We start from the raw sequence: 20,953 nt of genomic DNA, 5'->3' as shown, positions 1-20,953 counted from the left end.
GGCTTACCGAATGTCTCCGGAATGACATTTTTCTCCCGAGTTGCCGCCTAGACTGGGCGCGCAACTATAAACACTCTCAGGAGACAGCATCATGCAATTACCCTTGGTTCGCCGCCTGCTGGCGGGCATCGTCCTGCTATTTTCTTTAAGTCTCGCCCATGCTCAATCGGGCCCTGTGCGCTTCGGTCAGTCCCTACCCCTCAGCGGTCCGCTGGCCGAACTGGGCAGCGAGTACCGCGACGGCATGCTGGCCTATTTCAATGCGCTGAACGCCAAGGGCGGCATCAACGGCCGCCGTATCGAGCTGGTGACGTTGGACGACGGCTATGTCGTCGAGCGCAGTGTGGAAAACGCCAAGATCCTGATCGACAAGGAAGACGTCTTCGCACTGCTCGGCATGTTCGGTTCGGCGAATTACGCCGCCTTGCTGCCCTTGATCAACGAAAAGGCCATCCCCTCGCTCGCCCCGTATACCGGCTCGGACGAACTGCGCCAGCAGAGTTCGCCGACCACCTTCTGGCTACGCGCCAGCTACGGCGACGAAACGGAGAAGATCATCGACCAGCTGACCACCTTGGGGATCAACCGCATTGCCGTGTTCTACCAGGACGACGCCTTCGGCAAGTCGGGCCTGGCCGGCGTCGAGAAGGCACTGGCCAAGCGCAAGCTGAAGGTCGTTGCCACCGGTGCTTACGACAAGACCAAGAACGACGTGCGCGAGGCCACGCGCGCCATTGCCGCCGCCGACCCGCAAGGCGTGGTGATGATCAGTACCTACAAACCGACGGCCGCCTTCGTCAAGGAAATGCGCCAGACCGGCAAGCAAACCCAATTCTTTGCCCTGTCAGTGGTCGGCTACAAGGCCTTGCAGGCGGAAATGGGCATCGGTGCGGCGGGCGTTGCCATCGCCCAGGTGATGCCCTACCCGTTTTCCGGGCTGACGCCGGTCGTCCGCGAATTCCAGGCCCTGCCGGCTGAATTCGCCCCGAAAAGCGGCGCAACCTACACGGTGATCGAAGGCTATATTGCCGCCAAACTCGCTGCCGAAGCCCTGCGCCGGGCCGGACCGCAGCCGACGCGCGAAAAACTGGTGGCGGCGCTGGAAGGCATGCGCAACTTCGATCTGGGCGGGCTCAATGTCGATTACGGCAAGAACAATCGCCTCGGCTCGCATTTCGTCGAAGTCACCATCGTCGGCAGTTCCGGACGTTTGATGCGCTGATCGGCTGGATTGAAGGGGGGAGCGTATTTTCACGACTCCCCCGGTCGATTCCGACCCCGAGAATGCGCAACTTGTTTGCGCTGGATCAATTCGAAACATTGTTAAATATAGACAATGTTTCGTCTCGGTTTTGCGGCACCCTCCATGGAAAATCGGATTCCCGATCAGGCGGCGCCGCCCCGGAGCGGCCAACGCGGGCGGCGCGGAAGCGTAGTGGTCGGCTTGGGGTTGGCAGCATTGGCGACCTACGTCGGTCTCGGCGTATTCAGTCTGAAACAATCTTACGATCGTGAAATGGAGTTTGCCCGGCAAACTCAGGTCAACATCGCCCGTACCCTTGAGGACCATGCCCGTAGTGTCATGGACAAGATCGACACCGTCCTGGTCACGACGCGCTTGCGCCTGAGCGAACCGCTGACCGGGGAGAGCCTGGCAACCGACAAGGTCAATACGGTGTTGGCCGGTTATCTGACCTTGATCGGTGAGGCACAGAGCCTGCGCGTGGCGGATGCCGCTGGCCACTTCATCTACGACGCCTCCGGGCAGCTGTCCACGGCGACGATCGGCGACCGCGACTATTTCCTGCGCAACAAGGAAGAGGCCGAGGGCGGGCTCGTCGTCTCGCAACCCATTTTTGCCCGCATCACCAACAATTGGGTGATCACCCTGAGTCGCCGGCTGAACGGCGGTGACGGTGGTTTCGCCGGGCTCGTTCAGGCGGCAGTGCGGGCCGAATACTTCGAAGATTTCTATGCGTCGTTGAAATTCGGTTCGTCGCGTACCGTGACCCTGATCGACGATCAATTGCGCATGGTGGCCCGTTATCCCGCAGTTTCGGCGAAGCTGGGCCAGCCCATCGTCAGCGAGCAACTGCGCGGCATTGTCGAACGTCGCGAGGCGGAAGGCATCTATACGGCCCACTCCGGTGTTGATGGCGTCGAGCGGATGTATGTCGTACGGCGGGTGGGCGCTTACCCCCTGTATATCCTGACCGGTCATGCGACCGAAGACATCCTGGCCAACTGGCGACAACAGGTGGTGTGGAGTGCCGGTAGCGCAGCCATCCTGGCCATCTTGCTGGCCGGTTGGATTTTCGTCTGGCTGCGCACCTATACCCAGGCCGAGCGGCTGGCCCGCGGGATGACCGAAGCCTACCAGACGACGGTTTTGCGCACCCGTGCTTTGCTCGACAGCCTGCCGGATCCCGCCTGGCTGACCGACCGTGAGCAGCGTCTGATCGCGGTGAACGAGGCCTTCTGTCGCGCCTGCGAGCGCTCACCGGAAGATGCGCTCGGCCGAAGCATCGACGCCGTCTGGCCACAGCCGATGGCGAGCGTGCTGCAGGCGCTCGATGGCAAGGCGTTGGAGACGCAGAACCAGCAGCGTCTGGACGGTGGCTACCCGATGCCGGGCGGTCGGGTGAGCTACTACGAGTGCATTGCTACCCCAGTGCTCGATGAGCACCATCACCTGGCGGGCGTTGCCGGTGTGGCACGGGATATCACGCAGATTCGAGAGAACCAGCTGCGCATCCAGCATCTGGCGGAACACGATCAACTGACCGATTTGCCGAATCGCCTGCAGTTGAGCAACCGCATGGCCCAAGCCTTGTCGCGGGCGGTGCACGACCGGGTGCAGATCGCCGTGCTCTTCCTCGACCTCGATCATTTCAAGGACATCAACGACACACTCGGCCACGAGATCGGCGACCTCTTGCTGCAACAGGTGGCGCAACGCCTGCGGGCCAGCCTGGATGAGCGCGACACGATCAGCCGCCAGGGCGGCGACGAGTTTGCCGTGTTGCTGCAGGACTTCGGTAGCGTCTCGCGCGTCGCCTTCATTGCCGAGCGACTGCTCGTCGCTCTCGGCCAGCCCATCCAGATCGGTGAGCATGAACTCCAGGCCGGGGTCAGTATCGGGGTGAGCATCTACCCCGATGACGGCAACGATATTGGCAGCCTGCTGAAGAATGCCGATACGGCGATGTATCAGGCCAAGGCCGCGGGCGGCAATACCTATCGCTTCTTCACGGCCGAGATGAATACCCGCGTTTCGGCCCGCGTCGCGCTGGAGACGGCCTTGCGCCGGGCCATCCAGAAAAACGAGTTCCTGCTCCATTACCAGCCGCAGGTCGATGCGCGCAGTGGCGAAGTGATCGGTGTCGAGGCGCTGGTACGCTGGAAGCCTCCCGAGCAAGGCGAAATCTCGCCGGCCCGCTTCATCCCGATTGCCGAGGAAAGCAACCTGATCAACCCGCTGGGCGAATGGGTGCTGCGCGAAGCCTGTCGACAGAACGCCGAGTGGATCGCGCACGGCTTCGCGCCGGTGGTCGTCGCGGTGAATCTGTCGGCGGTACAACTGCGCCAGCCCAGTCTGGCGCCGCTGGTTGCGAAGGTTTTGGCGGAAACGGGGCTGGATGCACGTTGGCTCGAACTGGAGATCACCGAGAGCGCGTTCATCCAGGACAACGAGCACATCATCGAAACGCTGCGCGCCCTGAAGGCGCTGGGCGTCAAACTGTCGGTGGACGACTTCGGCACCGGTTATTCCAGCCTCGGCTACCTGAAGCAGCTACCGGTGGACCGGATCAAGATCGACCAATCCTTCGTCCGCGATCTGCCGCACGACGAGGACGATATCGCCATCACGCGGGCAGTTATCGGCATCGCTACCAGCTTGCGCAAGGAGGTGATTGCTGAAGGTGTCGAGAAGGACGAGCAGCGCCAGTTCCTGCTGGCCGAGGGTTGCGTGCTGCAGCAGGGTTTCCACTTTAGCCGGCCGCAGCCGGCGCCCGTGGTTGAGGCAATGTTCAGCCGCGCTTGAGCCGCGGCAGCGTTGTCTCGGTTTTTGCGCTTTTTGCCCTTTTTGCCCGGTGCACCGCAGCAGTGAGCTTTACCGCCCGCTACGGGCGAGACAGCCCCGGTAACGGCCTTCGACGCGGCGGGCGAACCACTCGGTGGTCAGCTGGCGGGTGATCTTGGGGCTTTTCAAGTCGATCTGCGGCATGGCCTGGCGCGGCATGGGCCGGCCACTGCCCTGCTCGGCCAATTCGAAAACGCGGTTGAACAGCGGGCTCTTGGCGAAGGCGGCGGTCTTTTCCAGCAACAGGTCGCGGCGGATTTGCGGCCGGCTCATGTCCAGCTTGCCGGCGAGGCCAATGGCAGCCTCTTCGACGCTGCTCGCCACGGCCGCCGGCTGGCCATTCTCGTAGCGCAGCAGGTCGCCGTCCGGCGTTAGCGCCTTGCCGCTGACCTTGGCCAGCGCATTCTGGAAGGCGGCGTTGCGGCTACTGTAGCGGCCGGCATTGAAATCGGCGAAGCGGTAGACGATGTTGTCGTAGCCGACCGGGTAATCGAGCAGGATGGCGCTGCCGAAATAGACGCCACCGCGCCGGGTGAACACTTCGTCGCGAACCTTCCGGGCGACCGGATAGGGGTAGGCCTTTTCCTTGATCTGTTTTTCGGCGAACTCGATGCTGACCTGCATCGGCCCGCCGGTGCGTACCGGGTTGTAGTCCGCGAAAAGCTGCCGGCCGAAGGGCAGTTCGCCGATCATGTCCTCGAACAGCGTGTTGAGCTGTTTTTCCGTCTTCAGTCCATCGATCCGCTCGTCGTAGGTCTTGCCGTCGGGCGAGGTCTTCTTCAGTGCCGTATTGACGATCAGCTTGGGAATCCCGAAGCGCCCTGCCCGGGTTTCCAGTTCGCGGCGCACGATGTTGGGCAGGCCGGGCACCGTCGGGTCGGCCTGGAAACTGGATTCTTGTTCGATGACGGCGATGGTGGCGCAATAGGTCTGCGCTGCGTGCGGAATGTCGAGTGCCTTGTAGGCAGCATACAGATCGCCGGCCCAGCCGGCCTTGTCCCGGGCGGTGCCGGGAATCAACTGGATGATGCGTTGCTTGACCTCGGCTTCAGACAGTGAGGTTGGCCAAGCGGTGGCCGGCTTGCCGTCGGCACGGCGCCCCAAGTCGGCCGGCAAGGCCGGCCCTTCCGGCTCGCTCTCGAAGCTGGAGCAGCCAGCGAGCACGGTGAGGGCGATGCCCAGGGGCAGCCAGCGGCGCATCAGCTTAGGCCGGCACCCGGCAGATCAGCATCACATTGGCGAAGGGTTTGCCTTCGTTCATATCCATCGTGTCGACCGTGAAACCGAGGTTCTTCAGGATATCGACCCATTCGGCGAGCGGCCGGCAATACAGGCGCGGCAGGCGGTGGCCGCGCACGAAGGTAACGGCGTGATCGACCCAGTTGCACAGGTGATAAGGCAGGCCGGCCGAGGCGTCGCCGACGCGGGTGAGGAACAGGCCGCCCGGTGGCAGCGCGGCGCGGATGCGCTTGAGGACGTCCTTCTGCCGGCCGTGGTCGAAGTAATGCAGGGCATCGAGGATGGTCACGACGTCGACCTGGCCGAAGTCGGTCTTGCACATGTCGCCCTGGCGGATCTGAACGATCGGATGGTCGCGGCCAAAGGCGCGGGCGGCGCGGTCAACGTCGCGCTGCATCAACTCGTAGCCGAGCAGTTGCGTCGGCTTCGGCGGCTCGGCCCAGTCGCTCGGCCAGTTGCCGGCTTCGTAATGCTGGCGGGCGGCGAGCAGCCAGGAAAACAGGCTGCCCTGGCCGCAACCGAGGTCGAGGAAGCGCCCGCTTTTGGGAAAGATGCCCTGGCGCAGCAACTCGCGGAAGATGCAGTCGGAAGACAGCTTGCCGCGGGCGTAGTGGTAGGCGAAATGGCCGCCGGTACGGAACGGGCGGGCGGCTTCGTCGAGCAGGCTCTTGAGGAAAGACTTGTTCATGGCAGGGCTTCGTGGAGCGTGACGGTAGTCAGGGAGTTTTCGGCCAGGGTTTGCAGCAGGCGTGGCAGCACGGCGAGAATGACCGGCTGGCCGTCGGCCGTGCGCGCGGCGTGGCCGTCGTGCAAGAGCAGGATGTCGCCGGCCGCCAACTGGCGGGTCAGGCGTTGGAAAACGACTTCCGCATCGCCGGTGCGCGTGTCGTAGGGGCGGCGCGTCCAGGCGGCCAGGCGCAGGTCGAGGCGGTGCAAGACCGGGTCGAGGAAGGGATTGCGCAGGCCGGCGGTGGCGCGGAAGAAGCGTGGTGCCTGGCCGGTGACATCGGACAGGGTTGCCTGGGCGGCGGCGATGTCGCGCTGCATTTGACCAGGGCCAAAGAGCGAAAAGACTTTCGAGTGCGAGTCGCCGTGATTCTCGACGCGATGGCCGCGGGCGACGATTTCCCGGCACAGTTCAGGATGCCGGCGGGCGCGATGACCGATGCAGAAGAAGCTGGCCTTGGCGCCGGCCGCATCGAGCAGATCGAGCACGCGCGGGGTGACTGCCGGATCGGGGCCGTCGTCGATGGTCAGGGCGATTTCGTGGCGGGCGGCCGAGGCTTCGGGCAGGCGGACGATATTCGGGCCGAGCAGGGTCGAGCGCGGCAACAAGCCGGCGGCGGTAATCACCGCGTGGTTGGCGACCAGTGCCCCGAGCGCCCACGGCCAGGCGGCCGGCATCGCCAGCGTGCCGAGGGCGGCGGCGCCGTGCAGCGCGAAGCTGGCTAGCAGGGTGGCGGAAGGTTTCCAGGGCGTTGGCATGGTTCAGTTACGGGGCGGAAAGTGACCGAGATCGAGGAAATGTTCCCACAAAGCCTGCCAGACCGGCCAGTCGTGGCCGCCAGGCACGGCCAGACGGGCGTTGGCCGGGAAGCGTTCGGCGATCTGCTGCATGCCGGCGGCGAAGCGGTCTTCGCTACCGTAGCCGACGAAGACCGGTAGCTCCGCCGGCGGCTGCTTGAGCCAGCGCCACATACGGAACTCGGGGTCGTCCAGCTGCTCTGCCGTCGGTTGCCAGGCATCGAGGCCGCCGGCACGGGTGATGGCGTTGAGGGTCAATCGGCTGCCAGGGTAAGGCGCGAGCAGGCACAGGCCATCGATGCTGCCCGGCTGGTCGGCGTTGTGGCACAGGGTCAGCAGGCCGCCGAGCGAAATGCCGCCGAGCCAGACGCTGTCGTAGCGCTGGCGGGCCGGGCCGAGAATCTGTTCCTGCACGGCAGGCAAGGCGCTGCCGCTGGAAATCTGCTCCAGATCGAGGTGCACCGCAGCCATGTCGAGATCGAGCCGGCGGCGTTCGGCGGCGGTGAAGAAACCGGCGGCGACGAAGTCTTCCGGCGTCATGTAGGCGCCGGGCAGGAGCACCAGCAGATGCCGGCCGCCGACCTCATGGTGCAGGGTACGCAGCTCGCTCATCGCGTTTCACGTGGAACGAAAACCGCCGACAGCAGCAGCGCCAGAATGGCGCCCGGCCCGACCGTGATGCCGACCGCGTGCAGTACCGGAACCGATGACAAAGCCAGCGTGCCGAAGCCGATGGCCGTGGTCAGATTGGCCACTGCCATCGACATCAGGGTGTCGGCTTCGAGCGCCTGGCCGGCATCGATGCCGTCGAAGAACAGCGCGTAATTGGAGCCGACGGCGACGATCAGCAACATGCCGATCAGGTGTAGCAGATGCAGGCGCTCACCGGCCAGATGCAGGCCGCTGATGACCAGCATGACGGCAATGGCCAGTGGCAACAGGACGCGCACCAGACGTTGCATCGAACGCAGCGTGAAGGCGAGCAGCGCAACGATGGCGGCGACGCCGGCCAGCGACAGCAGCAGGGCTTCGTGCAGGTAGTCGGCGTAGAGGTCGTCGAATTCGTGCTTGAGATCGATGAACAACGCGCCGCTGCCGGTCAGCGCGGCGCGGATATCGCCGATACGCAGCTCGAGGCCGTCTCTGCCGCCGGGCGGGCGCAGCGGTAGCAGCACGCTCCAGCCCTCCGGCCGCTGCAGCAGCAGCGAATCGACCGCCAACGCCAGGCTGGTGCCGTTCAGGTTGTCGCGGGTGATCGGCGCGGCGTGGCGGGCGGCGTCGACTTCGGCGATGAAGGGTTCCAGCTTGCCGACGGCCAGCGGCGAATCGATCTGGGCTTCGGCCAGCCGGCGACGCAGTTCGTCGCCTTCCGGCAATGCGGCCTGGCGCGCAGCTTGCGCTGCGGCGCTGGGCAGGAAGCGGGCCGGGCTCTCGTAGCCACCGAGCTGGCCGGCCTGCTGCAGGCGGTCGAGCTGCTGCCCTGCCCGCTCGGCGGCCTGCAGGGCCTGCTCGCGCTCGGCGGCGGTGATGACCACCATGTAGCGCGAATCCGGTGCCCCGATGTCGGCGCGCAGCTTGCCGTCGACGATCGAGTCTTCTTCGGTAACGGTGGATAGTGCCGACAGGTTGGGATGCCATAGCGAGGCGTGCTGCACGGCGAGATAAGCGGCGGCGCACAGGGCGAGGCCGAGCAGCGGCAGGCGGGCACGGCGCAGCGTGTGGGTGGCGGCGATCAGGCCGCGGCCAAGGCGGCCCGGAGCCGGCACATGGATACACGGGCCGACCAGCGGCGGCAGCAGGAAGCGCGTGACCATGGCCGCGGTCAGCACGCCGGCCAGCGAATAGAGGCCGAGCTGGGCGAGACCGGGGAAGCCGGAGAAGAGCAAGGCGCCGAAGCCGAAGATCGAAGTCAGCACGCCGAGGCGGATGGTCGGCCAAAAGCGGGCGCGCCAAGCCTCCAGCCCGAGCCGGCCGGACTGGATGAAGTAATAGATGCCGTAATCGACCGCTTCGCCGATCAGCGCCGAGCCGAAGCCGACGGTGATGCCGAAGACCGTGCCGTAAACCAGGCTGACGGCGACGACGCCGGCCAGTGCGCCGCTCAATACCGGAACCAGGCCGAGCACGAGCAGGCGTGGCGAGCGATAGACGAAAAAGAGCACGGCGACGATGGCCAGCGTGCTGAGCAGCGACAGATGGGCCACTTCGTCCTTGATCGTCGCCCGCGCCTTGACGGCGAACAGGCCGGGGCCGGAGAGAACGAGGCGCAGGTCGCCGGCCGATGCGACCTGGGCGAATTCGCTGCGGATCGATTCGATGGCCTTTTCCTGCCCGTCGGTATCGGAGCCGAGGGCCGCGGTTTGAACCAGCAGCAAGGCCCGGCCGCCATCGGGCGAAGCCCACACGCCGGCCTGGCTGGCCGGCTGGTTGCCGCCGGAAAACTGGGTGAGCAGTTCGACCAGCTCGCCGGTTGGGTCGCGCGTGATGAACGGCTTGAGCAGCATGCCGGCCGGCGAAGTGAGCAGGTCCACGCTGTCGCCGATGGCCCGGCGCAGGCCGTCGACGGTGAAACGCTCGGCGTTGACCGCGGGGCTCAGCAGGTAGCGGTGATTGAGCAGGAAGTCGCGGTCGATATCGTAGCGGGCCGCTTCGCCGTTCTGCACCGAGACGAATTCGGCGCGTTCGCCCAGGCGGGCGCGCAGGGCGCGCGAGGCGTCGGCACGCTGCTGCTCGTCGCCGCCTTCGATCGCCAGCATGAGCAGGCGGGAGACGGTGCCCTCCTTCAACTGGTCGACCAGCACCTGCTGCTCGGCCGTCGGCTTGGCCGGCAGGAAGAAGGACATGTCGGCAGTGAAGCGGCTGTGCCAGACGATGGCCGCGCCGGCCAGCATGGCCAGCAGCCAGATCGCCAGGGCGCGGAAGGCAGTCAGTTTCATTTACCGTCGATGGGTTCGATGGTCAGCAGCGAGCGGTCGCCGTCGGCCTGCAGGTATTCGATGCTGCGCACCTGGTTCTTGGTACCGCTGACGGTGATGCGCTGGACGAGCGCCGCGATCTTCTGGTCGCTCGGTAGCAGGGTGAGTACCCACTTATCGCTGGAGCCAGCCAAATGCAGGGCGTAGTTCTTTTCCAGTGCGGCGCGATTGCCGGCCAGCGTGCCGCGGATGCTGTCGACGAAGGCGAGCGCTTCCGGCTGGTTGGCCAGGTTGATCGACAGTTTCTGCTTCTCGCGCTCGATAGTCAGCAGGTCCTTGTCCAGCGTCAGCGTCTCGACCTTGGGGGTCTGCGTGCGTTTTTCCAGGCGGTCGGGCGGCGTGTAGGTCATTTCGCCGGTGGCGATGACCGGTTTGTCGAGCACGGCGAGAAAGCGCTTTTCGGTGAATTTGGCGCGACCGCCCTTGTGTTTGGCCAGGTCGCTCATCAACTGGCCGACGTCGAAAGCGGCGCTGGCCGAGGCGGCAAAGGCGGTGAGCAGGAGGCCAGTGAGGAGAAAACGCTTCATTTTTGTTGCCAGAAATCGAAGAAGTTGAACCAGTTGTAGGGGGCGACGCGGCAATAGTGCGTCAGGCGGTCGGCGTAGCGCTGGATGGCCTGATGCACGGCGGCATCGCGCTCTTCGCGCGGGGTGTCGGTGAAATCGGCGAGTTGCTCGAAGTGGATGCGGTAGCGGTTGCCGCCCAGGTAGAGGCCGGTCATGAAATAGACCGGGCGGCGCAGCATGGCGGCCATGCGCCAGGGGCCGACCGGGAAGGGGGCCATTTTTCCCAAAAATTCGCAGTGCACCGCAGCATCGTCGCCCAGGCTGCGGTCGGCGAGCAGGCCGACGAGATAGCCCTCCTCCAGCTTGTCGCGGACGTTGAGCATGGATTCCATGCGGCCGAGCGGGATGATGTCCTGCGCTGCCGCCGGATTGATGGCTTGCAGCGTGGCGTTGATCTTGCGGGCGTTTTCCTCGTACATGACCATTGCCACCTTCAGTCCGGCGCGCTGGCGGCCGAGGGCGCGCAAGACTTCGAAGCTGCCGAGATGGGCACCGAACAGCAGGGCACCGGGTTTTTCGTCGACAGCCGCGTGCAACTCCTCGGCGCCGACCACCTCGATGTCGAACAGGTCGAAGCGGTCGTTCAGCAGGTAAATGCGGTCGTGGATGGTGCTGGCGAAGGAAAAGACGTGGCGGAAGCCGTCCGACCATTCGGCCCAGCGGTCGAGCGCCAGGTGCAGGTAATCGCGGCTGGCGCGTCGCGCCTGGGCGGCAAACAGCACGTAGTAAGCAGCGATGCCGTAAAGCACGAGGCGGCCGATGGCGCGGCCGAAGGTCAGCGAGATCCACACCATCAAGCGCAGGATGGCGAGATTGCTCTTTTCCTGACGCTTCGCCCAGTCGGCGTCGGCGGTCTTGGTCCGGTTCATGGCGCGGGCGGCGTCAGGCTGCCGGAAGCGACGCTGCGGCCGTCGCCGGCACGGGCGGTGAAGGCGATGGTGCCGCTGGCCTTCTGCTCCAGGGTGAAGTGCAGCGTTTCACCGGGGCCGACCGGGCTGAGGAACTTGGCATTGCCGACTTGCCAGTGCGCGACCGGCTGGCCGAGCAGTTGTTCGGCGCACAGGATGGCGCGGTCGAGCAGGACGACGCCGGGCAGGATGGGATTGCCGGGGAAATGCCCGGCAAAAGTCGGGTGATCGACCGGTACGGTCCAGGCATAGACGGTCTCAGCCATGTTTCACCTTCTCGGCGTAGAGCGCCTGCAGGTTGTTGCGCGGCAGCTTGCCGGTCGTGTTGCGCGGCAGCTGATCGACGAAAACCAGGGGGCGCGGCAGGAAGATGGCATCCACCCGCTCGCGTAGCGCTGCCATCAGCGAGCGGCTGTCGAGCGCGGGGGCGACGACGAAGGCGGTCAGGCGGGTAATGCCATCCGGGGTTTCGTCGTCGGGCAGGAAGAAGGCACCGTCGACCACGCCGGGAATTTCGCCCAGTTGGTGGTTCAGATAGGCCAGCGAGGTGCGCTTGCCGGCGATATTGATCAGGTCGGCATGGCGGCCGTGCAACACGAAACGGCGGTCATCGAGAATCTCGATCAGGTCGGAGAGCGGCACCCGCCCTTCGACGTGGCCGTCCTGTGCGTAGGTCGTATCGTCTTCCTGCTCCAGATGCGGTCCGGGCAGCAGGGTCCAGATCGCCCCGTCGGTGGTGCGCCGGCTGGCCAGCTGGCCAGTTTCGGTCGATCCGTAGATTTCCATCATCGGGGCGCCGGTGCGTTCCTCGGCCTGGGCGGCCAGCGCATTGGACAACGGCGCGGTGGCGGAGAGCAGCATGTCGACCGGCGGCAGTTCCAGCCCCGAGGCCAGCAGGGCCGACAGGTGGAAAGGCGTGGTTACCAGCAGGCGTGGCTCGGGGGCTGCGGCCAAGGCGGCAACGATGTCCTGCGGGTAGAAGGGCTTGCCCGACCAGAAAGGGCAGTTGCCGTGCAGCGGCAGCAGGAAGGTCGATTCGAAACCGTAGCTGTGTTGTACCGGGACGGTGCCGACGATGTGATGCGGCCGGTGGTCCAGGCCGAAACGCTGTGCCTCGGCACGTCCGCTGCGCACCAGCTTGCCCCAGGTCTTGCGATGTGGCTGCGGCAGGCCGGTCGAGCCGGAGGTGAACAGAATGGCGGCGAGGGTGTCGTCGGCGATCTGCGGGATTTTTTCGACTTTTTCGCTGTGCACCGCAGCAGTGTCGGGAAAGACGATGCTGGGCAGGCCGTGGCTGTCGAAATGGCCGTCGTGCAGGCAGACGATGTCGGGGAATTCGGCTTGCAGACGGTGCAGTGTCTCGGCCGACTGCGAAGCGGGTTGCAGGCTGACGCGGCCGCTGGTCAGGCCGGCGGCGAAACCGACGGCGAAGCGGTAGCGGTCCTGGCAGACATTGAGCAGGTGGCGGCTCGGCGGCAATTGGGCGGCCAGCGCCTCCGCTTCAGCCAGGAAGTCGCGCACCCGGCGCGGGCCGCCCGGCAGCCAGGCGAAGACGGCATCGAGGTCGGTGGCGGACAGCAGGGGCGAATGGCTCATGGGGCTTTGGCCGATGAATTCTGTTGGGTGGCGTGGCGGTAGGCGCGGATGGCCTGGGCGATGCTCGGGCGCTCTTCCGGCGGCAGCACGCGCATGCGCCAGAGGTGTTCGCCGATGAACATGGCGGCGAGCAGCGGCAGCGTCAGCAGGTTGGCGAAGACCGACCAGACCGCCAGCGGGGCCAGCAGGTACAACAACAGCGAGGTGCTGGCGACAGCGAAGAAAAAGGCGGTCCACGCGGCGGTGACCTGCCGGGTGTAGCGCTGCTTGCGCTCGGACAGCGGACGCTGCATGGCTACCCGGGCGATGCGGGTGATCAGCGGTTCGCCGTCGCCGAGCAGCGTGCGGCCGAAAAAAACGCCGAGCGCCAAGTTGGAACCGATGTGCTGGATCAGGTAAAGCAAGGCGACGTTCTGGCGCAGCGCCGGCCACAGCCAGGCGAGTAGTGCGCCGACGGCCAGTGCGCCGAGCAGGCGGGTGAACGGGTTCAGCAGACGCCAGACGAGCAAACCGAGGATGAAGACGATGGGACTGACGCCGATCGCCGCGTTGATGTCCGGGCTGCCGGCGCCAGCGCTACCGAAATGCGCGGCGGCGGCCCAGGCGATGAGCAGGGCGACCAGCGCCAGGCTGCGCAAAGCCTGTGCTGCGCTGGCGCTGAGTGTCATTTCGTCCGCTGGCTGGCGATGTGCGCGGTCAGCGCGCGCAGCGAGGCGAAGATGCGCACGTTGTCCTCGTTGTCGGACTTGAGCTGGAAACCGTAGCGCTTGGAGATGACCAGGGCGATTTCCAGCACGTCGATCGAGTCCAGGCCGAGGCCATCGCCGAACAGCGGCGCATCCGGTTCGATCTCGCCGGGGGCCATTTCGAGGTTGAGCGCCGAGACGATCAGTTCGGCAACTTCCGGCAACAGGGTTTCGATGGCTTCCGGGGAGAGGGCTGCGGACATGGTGGCGTTTCCGTAATGCTTAGGAGGCGACGGCACGGAACGCGAGCACCGCGTTGCTGCCGCCGAAGGCGAAAGAGTTGGAGAGCGCGGCGCGCAGCTTCTGGCCGCGGCGTCCGCTCAGGACATGATCGACGCCGGTGCAGGCGGCATCGAGCCTGCCATCCAGATGGGCGGTCGGCGGAATGGCCTGCTCGCGCAGGGCGAGCACGGTGGCGATGGCTTCGATGGCGCCGGCGGCACCGAGCAGATGACCGTGCATGGATTTGGTGGCGGAAACCGGCAGGCGCTCCGCACGTTCGCCAAAAACCTGCTTGAGGGCAGCGACCTCGACCGGATCGCCTTCGGCCGTGGCGGTGCCGTGGGCGTTGACGTAGTCGATGTCATCCGCGCTCAGGCCGGCGTCGGCCAATGTGGCGTTCAGGGCACGCACCTGGCCGGCCGCTTCCGGCTTGACCAGGTGACTGTGGTCGCAACTGGTGCCGTAGCCGACGATCTCGCCGTGGATACGGGCGCCGCGGGCGACGGCGTGGTCCCAGTCTTCCAGCACCAGCGCTGCCCCACCCTCACCCAGCACCAGGCCGCGCCGGTCGGCGGCGAAGGGACGGCAGGCGAACGGCGAGCTGTCGGCATCGCCGGGGGCCATGACGCGCAAGGCTTCCCAGGCACGCGCGACGCCGTAGGCCTGCGGTACGTCGGAGCCGCCGGTGAGCATCACGGTCGCCTCACCGGAACGCACGCGGCGGAAAGCTTCGCCGATGGCGACGGCAGACGAGGCGCAGGCCACGGTATGGCTCATGCTGACGCCGCCGAGGCCGAGCTGGATGGAAATGTGGGCATTGGCCGCGTTGTTCATGCCGAGCACGACGGCGAGCGGTGAAACGCGCTCCTTGCCCTTCTGCCACAGTTCGCGGTAACCCTTCTCGTAGGCCAGCGTGCCACCGAGCGCGGTGCCCCAGGCGCAGCCCCAGCTATCGCGCGATTCGCCATCGGCCTTGCGCGGCAGCCCGCAGTCGTCCCAGGCGGCGAAGGCGGCGGCCATGCCCAGTTGGGCGAAGCGGTCCATCATCGAGGCGAGCGGTTTGCCGAGAGCGGTGTCGGGATCGAAGCCCGGGCAGCTGACGAAGGGCATCGACAGCGGGCGCGGCTGGTCGTCGGTCAGCAGGTAGCCGATGGCCGATTCGCCAGCCGTCAGACGCGTGAAAAAGTCGGCGAGGTCGCCGCCGTAAGGAGAAACCAGCCCGAGGCCGGTGATCGCTACCCGACGCTGACTCATGGCTCAGCCCTTCTGGGCTTGAATGAGTCCGTCCATCAGCGCAGCCATCTGGCCGACGGATTTCGGCGTTTCCAGATCGTTGGAAAGCTTGATACCGAAGCGGTCTTCGAACTCGAACATCAGTTCGAGCAACATCAGCGAGTCGACGCCGAGATCGGCCAGCGGGGCCTCCGGAACGACTTTTTCCGGGTCGACGCCGAGGCGGTCCTTGAGAAATTCGCGAATCAGGCCAATGGAATCCATAGAGGCGAGATTTTATCCGAAAGCCCCTGTTTACCAAAGATTTTCATATTGCTGGCAGGGTTCGCAATTCGGCTTGCGCGTTTGGTACCATGTCCGCCTTGTTCCTTCTGTCATCATACCCATGGAATTGTCCATCGCCCTGCCTTGGTACCGCCAGCTTGCCGCCCGTATCGGCACGCTGTCGCCATTAAAGGCGGTCGGCACCATGGTCTTCATGGCGCTGTTCTTCTGGGGCTATTTCGCGGTCTTGCGCAATCCGCTGGCGACGCCCTACGTCATGCCCTTGACCGCGCTCGACGACTGGATCGCCTTCACGCCGCTGGCTTATCCCGTCTATGTCTCGCTGTGGGTCTATGTTTCGCTGCCGCCGGCCCTGCTCAACGGCTTTCGTCCACTGGCGCTGTTCGGTGTGTGGATCGCCAGCATGTGCCTGTTCTGCCTGGGCATCTTCTGGTTCTTCCCGACGGCGGTGCCAGCGGCATTGATCGACTGGACGCAGTATCCGGAAATGGCAGTGATCAAGGGCATCGACGCGGCAGGTAATGCTTGTCCGTCATTGCATGTTGCCTCGGCGGTGTTTTCCGCCGTCTGGCTGGCGCGCGTCTTCCGTCAGGTCGGTGCGCCGTCGGCCTTGCGCGTCTTCAGCATCCTGCACTGCCTGGCTATCCTGTGGTCGACGGTGGCGACGCGCCAGCATGTCGTACTCGACGTGCTGGCCGGTGTCGTGGTCGGACTGGTCTTTGCCGGTTTGTCGCTGCGCCAGGTCGAGGCGGCGGCCGGCGCAAAAGGGATTTAGCCGGCGATCTTGCCGAGTGTGCTGAGGAAGTGGCTTGCGTCCTGAAAGCCAACGACGCGTACGCCCTTCACTTCCCTGCCCTGCGCATCGAAAAAGATGATGCCCGGCGGGCCGAACAGGCCGAAGCGGGCGAGCAAGGCCTTGTCGTCGTCGTTGTTGGCCGTGACGTCGGCCTTGAGCAGGGTGAAACTGGCCAGTTTGTCGCGCACGGCGGCGTCGGCGAAGGTGAATTTCTCCATTTCCTTGCACGACACGCACCAATCCGCGTAGAAATCGAGCATCACCGGCTTGCCGGCGGCTTGCACGCGGGCATCGAGCTCCGCGACTGAACGGACCGTTTCGAACGGCAGCTTGGTCGATTCAGCGGCAACGGCCGTACCGCGCAGCCCGGCCAGCGGTTGCAGCGGGTCGCGGCTACCGGCCAGGGCACCGATCAGCAGGGCTGCGCCGGCGAGCAACATGATGATCCCGACGCCTTTCCAGAAGCGCGCCCAACCTTTGGCATGCGGCGGCAGCGGGTCGAGGGCGTGTAGGTAGATGGCCGGCACGATGAGTAGCGCCGCCCAGGCCAGCATCGGTACGACCGGCGGCAGCACGGGCGAGACCAGCCAGACGGCGGTGGCCAGCAATAGCACGCCGAAGGTTTTCTTGACGCCTTCCATCCACGGCCCGGTTTTCGGCAACAGCGAGCCGCCGGCGGTGCCGACGACGATCAGCGGCGCACCCATGCCGAGCGCCATGACGAAGAGCGCCGTGCCGCCGAGTACGGCGTCGCCGGTCTGGCCGATATAGAGCAGCGCACCGGCCAGCGGCGCGGCGACGCAGGGGCCGACGATCAGCGCCGACAAGGCGCCCATCAGAAAAACACCGATGCCGCGCCCGCCCTGCAGGTGGCCGGATTCCTCCGACAACTTGCTCTGCAGCGCGGTCGGCAGTTGCAGTTCGTAGAAGCCGAACATCGAGAACGAGAGCACGACGAAGACCAGCGCAAAGCTGCCGAGCACCCACGGATTCTGCAGGGCGCTGGAAATCAGCGTGCCGGTCAGTCCGGCGGCGACGCCGGCGGCAGCGTAGGTCAGCGCCATGCCGAGCACGTAGGCCATCGACAAGGCGAAGCCGCGGGCGTGCGAGTTCTTGTGCCCCTGCCCGGCAATGATGCCGGACAGGATGGGAATCATCGGGAAGACGCAGGGCGTCAGTGAGAGGCCAAGACCAGCGACGAAAAAGAAGGCCAGGTTGGCCCAGAAGCCGGCGTGCTTCAGCGTGCTGGCGATTTTTCCGCTTTCGTCGCCGTCCACCGCAGCAGCGGCACTGACTGAAGGCGTAGTCGCCGGATCGGGCAAGCTGACGCTGAGCGGCTGGGTTTGCGGCGGGTAGCAGACGCCGGCGTCGGCGCAGCCTTGGGACGTGACCTTCAGTTGCAGCGGCAACACGCCGGAAGCGTTGCGCTCGACCGGTACGCGGATGGCGGCCTGTTTGTAATAGACCTCGACCTTGCCGAAATTCTCGTCGTCCTTCTCCTTGCCCTTTGGAAAGGTCGGTGTGCCGAGCGTGGCGCTGTCGCCATCGACGGTGAAGCGGAACTTGTCGCGGTAGAGGTAATAGCCCTTGGCGATTTCGTAGCTGACCTCCAGCGTCTGGCCGTCGAGGGCGCGCACCGAGGGCTTGAAGGCGACCGCCGGGTCGAGGAATTCCTCGGCATGGGCGAGCGAAACGAGCAGGGAGAAAAGCAGGAAAAGGAGGCGCATGGTCATTGGAGCGTTTCGGCGGCCACCCAGTTCAGGTAGGCCGGCAGGCCGTGGGCGATGGGCAAGGCGATGATCTCGGGGATGTCGTAGGGGTGGCGTTCGGCGATCAGCGCTTGCAGTGCCGGGTAGGCTGCTGCGGTGCACTTGATCAAAAGCGGAATTTCCGAGGCCGATTCGACGGCCCCTTGCCAGCGATAGACCGACTGCACGCGCGGCAGGATATTCACGCAGGCGGCGAGTTGGGCCTCGACGACGGCCAGTGCGATGGCGTTGGCGACATCTTCGTCCGGGCAGTTGGTGATGACGAGCAGGGTTTCCATTAGCGGATTCTACTTTAGGAGCCGACGCCGGGTCAGGCGCAGGGCGATGGCGAAGGCTACGGCGGCGGTGGCGAGCAGCGCCATGATGTGGATCAGGGCGTCGGCCGGCACCTCGCCAGCGAGCAGCGGGCGGACCAGCGCCACGCCCTGGGCCAGCGGCAGCCATTGCCCGATTGTCGCCAGCCAGCCGGGCAGCTGCTCGGTCGGGAAGAAGACGCCGGAAATCAGCGTCATCGGCGTGATGAACAGCGTGAAGTAATACATGAAGAAATCGTAGCTCGGCGCCAGCGCATTCCAGATCAGGCCGAGGGCGGCGAAGGCCAGGCCGGTCAGCACGATGGCCGGCAGCGCCCACAGCGCCAGCGGGCCGTGCGTCAGGCCCATGGCCGCGATGACGACGAGAATGGCGGCGCCGGAGAACAGCGATTTGGTCGCCGCCCAGAACAGTTCGCCGGCGACCACGTCGGCCAGGCCGAGCGGTGTGTTCAGGATGGCGTCCCAGGTCTTTTGCACATGCATGCGCGAGAAGGCCGAGTACAGCGCCTCGAAGGTGGCCGCGTTCATGGTCGAGGCACAGACCGTCCCGGCAGCCAGGAAGGCGACGTAGGGGCGGCCGTCAATACTGGGCAACATCGCGCCCAGGCCGTAGCCCAAGCCGAGCATGTAGATCAGCGGGTCGGCCAGGTTGCCGAGGATGGACGGCAGCGCCAGCTTCTTCCAGACGAGGAAATTGCGCCGCCAGACGGGCAGAAAGCCGAACAGTTTGGGCGGGAGGGCGGCGGTGGCAGACGACATGGTTGGCGCGGCGATGGACGAAGCCGCCATTTTACGCCTAGCGCTGCGGCGGACGCGGCAACTCAGCCCTCGCCGGCCGGAACGCAGGTGGCGAGTAGTTCGGGCAGCGCCGCTTCGTCGATTTCCAGGCAGGCCAGCACGCTGGCGCCCAGCTTGTTCCACTCGCTGGTCTGGCCGCTGCCGGTTTTCTCGAACAGCAGATGTTCGGCCAACTGGGCGACGGCGATCAGCTTGCGTGCCCGCTCCGGCAACTCGATGCTGCCGTCGAGGGCCTGACGGTCATGGTGATGGCGGATCGAAATGCAGATTTCCGCCGGCAGCAGCCAGTCCTCGGCCAGTTGAGCACCGACTACGGCATGGTTGATGCCGATGGCGCGGTCCTCGACCTCGGTGAAGGAAATCTCCTTCTCCTGGTTAGCCAGGATCAGTACGTCGCGGTATTCAGGGAACGGAATCATCAGCATCGGGATGCCGCAATCGCGGAACAGCGCGAAGGTATGGGCATCCTCCGGCCGGATGCCGGTGGCGCGGCCGAGTTGCTTGGCGAGGTTGCCGGCCGTTTCGGCGGTCTTGGCCGAGGTGTCCCAGAAGCGCTCCATGTTCGGCACGTGTTTGAACACCTGCTGCAGCGCCAGTCCGGCCACGGTACGCACGACCAGCTTGAGGCCGAGCACCAGCATCGCCTCGTGCACGGTCGGCACCTTCTTGCCGAAGGAGAAAAAGGGCGAGTTGGCGATCTTGATCATCCCGGCCGCCAGCCCGACATCCTGGCTGAGCAGCTTGGCCAGGCGGATGAAATCCGGCTCGTCCTTGGTGATTTCCTGTTCGATCTGGGCCAGGATGGTCGGCCGCGGTGGAATGCCGATGTCGCGAATCGCGATCTTCATCCGTGATTCGATCTGTTCCGATCCGGAAACCGGGATAGGGCTCTGATCGTTAGCGTCGGGCGAAGTGGTCATCGGTGTTTAAGAGATGGCAGTGGCCGCAAATTGTATGTCTTAAGCAATAGTGAAAGTTTGAGAAAAGGTAAATCCCGCCTGCGAACCCGGAAGTGTGGATCGGCGGCAACGATGTAAACTTTGTCCGCACATTGTGGTCGGTAGTTCATACGAAACATGGAGGGCGCGAACATGAGTGTTTCAGTCAAAGCCGTGCTGATCGATCTGGCCGGCGTCCTGCACACCGGCGACGATGCCCTGCCCGGCGCCGTACAGGCATTGGAGCGGTTACGTGCTTCCGGCTTGCCGTTACGTTTCCTGACCAATACGACGCGCACGCCATCCACCGTATTGTTCGCCAAGCTGGGTCGGATGGGTTTCAAGTTGCAGCCAGCAGAAATCCAGACTGCCGCCCTCGCCGCCCGCACCTTGGTGCACCAGCGTGGCTTGCGGCCGCTGTGGCTGGTCCATCCCGATATCGCGACCGAAATGGGTCACAGCGACCCCAATCCTGATGTCGTCGTGCTTGGCGACATGGGCCATTTCACCACCTACGAGGCGCTCAACCGCGCCTTTCGCCTGCTCATGCAGGGCGTGCCGCTGCTGGCCATGGCGCGCAACCGCTATTTCCAGGACCCGGACGGGTTGTCGCTCGACATGGGGGCCTTCGTCACCGGCTTGGAGTACTCGGCCGGCGTGCGTGCCGAAATCACCGGCAAGCCGGCGCGCGCTTTCTTCCAGGCTGCCTTGGCCGAACTGGGCGTGGCGGCGAGCGAAACGGTGCTGATCGGCGACGACCTGAGCGCCGACATCGGCGGCGCCCAGGCGGCGGGCATCCAGGGCTGGCTGGTGCGTACCGGCAAATACCGGCCGGGTGACGAACAACATCCCGAAATCAAGCCAGATGCGATCTTCGACGACTTCGCTGCTGCGGTGCACTGCCTTCTAGAGGCAAAAACCACGGGCTGAGTCCGCCCACCGGCCGGAGGCTATGTTCGC

The 20,953-nt window shown here is 65.2% G+C and carries 21 protein-coding genes; 4 read left to right on the top strand and 17 right to left on the bottom strand.

Going from position 1 to position 20,953, the window contains the following annotated elements:
* Positions 1–91: 91 nt before the first annotated feature.
* Positions 92–1,222, top strand: a complete 1,131-nt coding sequence (locus tag WIF35_RS11730; RefSeq protein ID WP_412478399.1) for an ABC transporter substrate-binding protein — start codon at positions 92–94, stop codon at positions 1,220–1,222.
* Positions 1,223–1,366: 144 nt separating this feature from the next.
* Positions 1,367–4,045, top strand: a complete 2,679-nt coding sequence (locus tag WIF35_RS11725) for an EAL domain-containing protein (RefSeq protein ID WP_412478398.1) — start codon at positions 1,367–1,369, stop codon at positions 4,043–4,045.
* Between the two features lie 69 nt (positions 4,046–4,114).
* Here the strand turns inward: WIF35_RS11725 and WIF35_RS11720 are convergent, their stop codons facing one another.
* Genes WIF35_RS11720 through WIF35_RS11660 form a run of 13 tightly spaced genes read right to left on the bottom strand, consistent with a single transcriptional unit; the run spans position 4,115 to position 15,357 of the window.
* Entirely contained in the window at positions 4,115–5,284 is a 1,170-nt protein-coding gene (locus tag WIF35_RS11720; protein WP_412478397.1) for a DUF1615 domain-containing protein, read from the bottom strand.
* A gap of 4 nt (positions 5,285–5,288) precedes the next feature.
* Positions 5,289–6,011, bottom strand: a complete 723-nt coding sequence (locus tag WIF35_RS11715; RefSeq protein WP_412478396.1) for a methyltransferase — start codon at positions 6,009–6,011, stop codon at positions 5,289–5,291.
* Positions 6,008–6,808: a polysaccharide deacetylase family protein gene (locus WIF35_RS11710; protein ID WP_412478395.1), complete on the bottom strand. Its 801-nt coding sequence runs from the start codon at positions 6,806–6,808 to the stop codon at positions 6,008–6,010. Before WIF35_RS11710 ends, WIF35_RS11715 begins: the two co-directional genes overlap by 4 nt.
* 3 nt (positions 6,809–6,811) lie before the next feature.
* The gene (locus WIF35_RS11705; RefSeq protein WP_412478394.1) at positions 6,812–7,459 is read right to left on the bottom strand and encodes a hypothetical protein; all 648 of its coding nucleotides are present in this window, start codon (positions 7,457–7,459) and stop codon (positions 6,812–6,814) included.
* Entirely contained in the window at positions 7,456–9,783 is a 2,328-nt protein-coding gene (locus WIF35_RS11700) for an MMPL family transporter (RefSeq protein ID WP_412478393.1), read from the bottom strand. The genes WIF35_RS11705 and WIF35_RS11700 overlap by 4 nt, the downstream gene beginning before the upstream one ends.
* Complete coding sequence (locus WIF35_RS11695; protein ID WP_412478392.1) at positions 9,780–10,349, bottom strand: LolA-related protein; 570 nt, start codon at positions 10,347–10,349, stop codon at positions 9,780–9,782. Before WIF35_RS11695 ends, WIF35_RS11700 begins: the two co-directional genes overlap by 4 nt.
* Entirely contained in the window at positions 10,346–11,257 is a 912-nt protein-coding gene (locus WIF35_RS11690; RefSeq protein WP_412478391.1) for an acyl-CoA synthetase, read from the bottom strand. The genes WIF35_RS11695 and WIF35_RS11690 overlap by 4 nt, the downstream gene beginning before the upstream one ends.
* The gene (locus WIF35_RS11685) at positions 11,254–11,562 is read right to left on the bottom strand and encodes a 3-hydroxyacyl-ACP dehydratase FabZ family protein (RefSeq protein WP_412478390.1); all 309 of its coding nucleotides are present in this window, start codon (positions 11,560–11,562) and stop codon (positions 11,254–11,256) included. The genes WIF35_RS11690 and WIF35_RS11685 overlap by 4 nt, the downstream gene beginning before the upstream one ends.
* Positions 11,555–12,892: an AMP-binding protein gene (locus WIF35_RS11680; protein WP_412478389.1), complete on the bottom strand. Its 1,338-nt coding sequence runs from the start codon at positions 12,890–12,892 to the stop codon at positions 11,555–11,557. The genes WIF35_RS11685 and WIF35_RS11680 overlap by 8 nt, the downstream gene beginning before the upstream one ends.
* Positions 12,889–13,560 carry a hypothetical protein gene (locus WIF35_RS11675; protein ID WP_412478388.1) on the bottom strand — a complete coding sequence of 224 codons (672 nt, stop codon included), beginning with the start codon at positions 13,558–13,560 and terminating at the stop codon, positions 12,889–12,891. The genes WIF35_RS11680 and WIF35_RS11675 overlap by 4 nt, the downstream gene beginning before the upstream one ends.
* Positions 13,557–13,841, bottom strand: a complete 285-nt coding sequence (locus WIF35_RS11670; protein ID WP_412478387.1) for a phosphopantetheine-binding protein — start codon at positions 13,839–13,841, stop codon at positions 13,557–13,559. Before WIF35_RS11670 ends, WIF35_RS11675 begins: the two co-directional genes overlap by 4 nt.
* A gap of 19 nt (positions 13,842–13,860) precedes the next feature.
* The gene (locus WIF35_RS11665; RefSeq protein ID WP_412478386.1) at positions 13,861–15,114 is read right to left on the bottom strand and encodes a beta-ketoacyl-[acyl-carrier-protein] synthase family protein; all 1,254 of its coding nucleotides are present in this window, start codon (positions 15,112–15,114) and stop codon (positions 13,861–13,863) included.
* A gap of 3 nt (positions 15,115–15,117) precedes the next feature.
* Positions 15,118–15,357, bottom strand: coding sequence for an acyl carrier protein (locus tag WIF35_RS11660; protein ID WP_412478385.1), 240 nt, complete (start codon positions 15,355–15,357; stop codon positions 15,118–15,120).
* 121 nt (positions 15,358–15,478) lie between these two features.
* On the opposite strand from WIF35_RS11660, the gene WIF35_RS11655 reads away from it, so the two are divergent.
* Complete coding sequence (locus WIF35_RS11655; protein WP_412478384.1) at positions 15,479–16,153, top strand: phosphatase PAP2 family protein; 675 nt, start codon at positions 15,479–15,481, stop codon at positions 16,151–16,153.
* Here WIF35_RS11655 and dsbD read toward each other — a convergent pair.
* Genes dsbD through WIF35_RS11635 form a run of 4 tightly spaced genes read right to left on the bottom strand, consistent with a single transcriptional unit; the run spans position 16,150 to position 19,903 of the window.
* Positions 16,150–17,907, bottom strand: coding sequence for a protein-disulfide reductase DsbD (gene dsbD / locus WIF35_RS11650; protein ID WP_412478383.1), 1,758 nt, complete (start codon positions 17,905–17,907; stop codon positions 16,150–16,152). The genes WIF35_RS11655 and dsbD overlap by 4 nt on opposite strands.
* Positions 17,904–18,221, bottom strand: coding sequence for a divalent-cation tolerance protein CutA (gene cutA / locus WIF35_RS11645; protein ID WP_412478382.1), 318 nt, complete (start codon positions 18,219–18,221; stop codon positions 17,904–17,906). Before cutA ends, dsbD begins: the two co-directional genes overlap by 4 nt.
* Positions 18,222–18,230: 9 nt before the next feature.
* On the bottom strand, positions 18,231–19,046 hold the full coding sequence (locus WIF35_RS11640) for an ABC transporter permease (RefSeq protein WP_412478381.1): 816 nt from the start codon (positions 19,044–19,046) through the stop codon (positions 18,231–18,233).
* A 32-nt stretch (positions 19,047–19,078) separates the two neighbouring features.
* The gene (locus WIF35_RS11635) at positions 19,079–19,903 is read right to left on the bottom strand and encodes an HDOD domain-containing protein (protein ID WP_412478380.1); all 825 of its coding nucleotides are present in this window, start codon (positions 19,901–19,903) and stop codon (positions 19,079–19,081) included.
* A gap of 243 nt (positions 19,904–20,146) precedes the next feature.
* On the opposite strand from WIF35_RS11635, the gene WIF35_RS11630 reads away from it, so the two are divergent.
* Entirely contained in the window at positions 20,147–20,923 is a 777-nt protein-coding gene (locus WIF35_RS11630; RefSeq protein ID WP_412478379.1) for a TIGR01458 family HAD-type hydrolase, read from the top strand.
* Positions 20,924–20,953 lie beyond the last annotated feature (30 nt).

The organism is Azonexus sp. IMCC34839 (assembly GCF_047047955.1).
Taxonomy (GTDB): domain Bacteria; phylum Pseudomonadota; class Gammaproteobacteria; order Burkholderiales; family Rhodocyclaceae; genus Azonexus.
Note: the sequence above shows the minus strand (reverse complement) of the source record. Positions and strands in the feature narration are given on the sequence as shown.

What these genes read in the sequence shown, in the direction of transcription:
- WIF35_RS11670 (WP_412478387.1), bottom strand. Translation starts at nt 13,841, where the DNA reads ATGTCCGCAGCCCTCTCCCCGGAAGCCATCGAAACCCTGTTGCCGGAA.
- WIF35_RS11630 (WP_412478379.1), top strand. Translation starts at nt 20,147, where the DNA reads ATGAGTGTTTCAGTCAAAGCCGTGCTGATCGATCTGGCCGGCGTCCTG.
- WIF35_RS11715 (WP_412478396.1), bottom strand. Translation starts at nt 6,011, where the DNA reads ATGAACAAGTCTTTCCTCAAGAGCCTGCTCGACGAAGCCGCCCGCCCG.
- WIF35_RS11680 (WP_412478389.1), bottom strand. Translation starts at nt 12,892, where the DNA reads ATGAGCCATTCGCCCCTGCTGTCCGCCACCGACCTCGATGCCGTCTTC.
- WIF35_RS11705 (WP_412478394.1), bottom strand. Translation starts at nt 7,459, where the DNA reads ATGAGCGAGCTGCGTACCCTGCACCATGAGGTCGGCGGCCGGCATCTG.
- WIF35_RS11700 (WP_412478393.1), bottom strand. Translation starts at nt 9,783, where the DNA reads ATGAAACTGACTGCCTTCCGCGCCCTGGCGATCTGGCTGCTGGCCATG.
- WIF35_RS11710 (WP_412478395.1), bottom strand. Translation starts at nt 6,808, where the DNA reads ATGCCAACGCCCTGGAAACCTTCCGCCACCCTGCTAGCCAGCTTCGCG.
- WIF35_RS11725 (WP_412478398.1), top strand. Translation starts at nt 1,367, where the DNA reads ATGGAAAATCGGATTCCCGATCAGGCGGCGCCGCCCCGGAGCGGCCAA.
- WIF35_RS11695 (WP_412478392.1), bottom strand. Translation starts at nt 10,349, where the DNA reads ATGAAGCGTTTTCTCCTCACTGGCCTCCTGCTCACCGCCTTTGCCGCC.
- dsbD (WP_412478383.1), bottom strand. Translation starts at nt 17,907, where the DNA reads ATGACCATGCGCCTCCTTTTCCTGCTTTTCTCCCTGCTCGTTTCGCTC.
- WIF35_RS11665 (WP_412478386.1), bottom strand. Translation starts at nt 15,114, where the DNA reads ATGAGTCAGCGTCGGGTAGCGATCACCGGCCTCGGGCTGGTTTCTCCT.
- WIF35_RS11635 (WP_412478380.1), bottom strand. Translation starts at nt 19,903, where the DNA reads ATGAAGATCGCGATTCGCGACATCGGCATTCCACCGCGGCCGACCATC.
- WIF35_RS11655 (WP_412478384.1), top strand. Translation starts at nt 15,479, where the DNA reads ATGGAATTGTCCATCGCCCTGCCTTGGTACCGCCAGCTTGCCGCCCGT.
- WIF35_RS11720 (WP_412478397.1), bottom strand. Translation starts at nt 5,284, where the DNA reads ATGCGCCGCTGGCTGCCCCTGGGCATCGCCCTCACCGTGCTCGCTGGC.
- WIF35_RS11660 (WP_412478385.1), bottom strand. Translation starts at nt 15,357, where the DNA reads ATGGATTCCATTGGCCTGATTCGCGAATTTCTCAAGGACCGCCTCGGC.
- WIF35_RS11685 (WP_412478390.1), bottom strand. Translation starts at nt 11,562, where the DNA reads ATGGCTGAGACCGTCTATGCCTGGACCGTACCGGTCGATCACCCGACT.
- WIF35_RS11730 (WP_412478399.1), top strand. Translation starts at nt 92, where the DNA reads ATGCAATTACCCTTGGTTCGCCGCCTGCTGGCGGGCATCGTCCTGCTA.
- WIF35_RS11640 (WP_412478381.1), bottom strand. Translation starts at nt 19,046, where the DNA reads ATGGCGGCTTCGTCCATCGCCGCGCCAACCATGTCGTCTGCCACCGCC.
- WIF35_RS11690 (WP_412478391.1), bottom strand. Translation starts at nt 11,257, where the DNA reads ATGAACCGGACCAAGACCGCCGACGCCGACTGGGCGAAGCGTCAGGAA.
- WIF35_RS11675 (WP_412478388.1), bottom strand. Translation starts at nt 13,560, where the DNA reads ATGACACTCAGCGCCAGCGCAGCACAGGCTTTGCGCAGCCTGGCGCTG.
- cutA (WP_412478382.1), bottom strand. Translation starts at nt 18,221, where the DNA reads ATGGAAACCCTGCTCGTCATCACCAACTGCCCGGACGAAGATGTCGCC.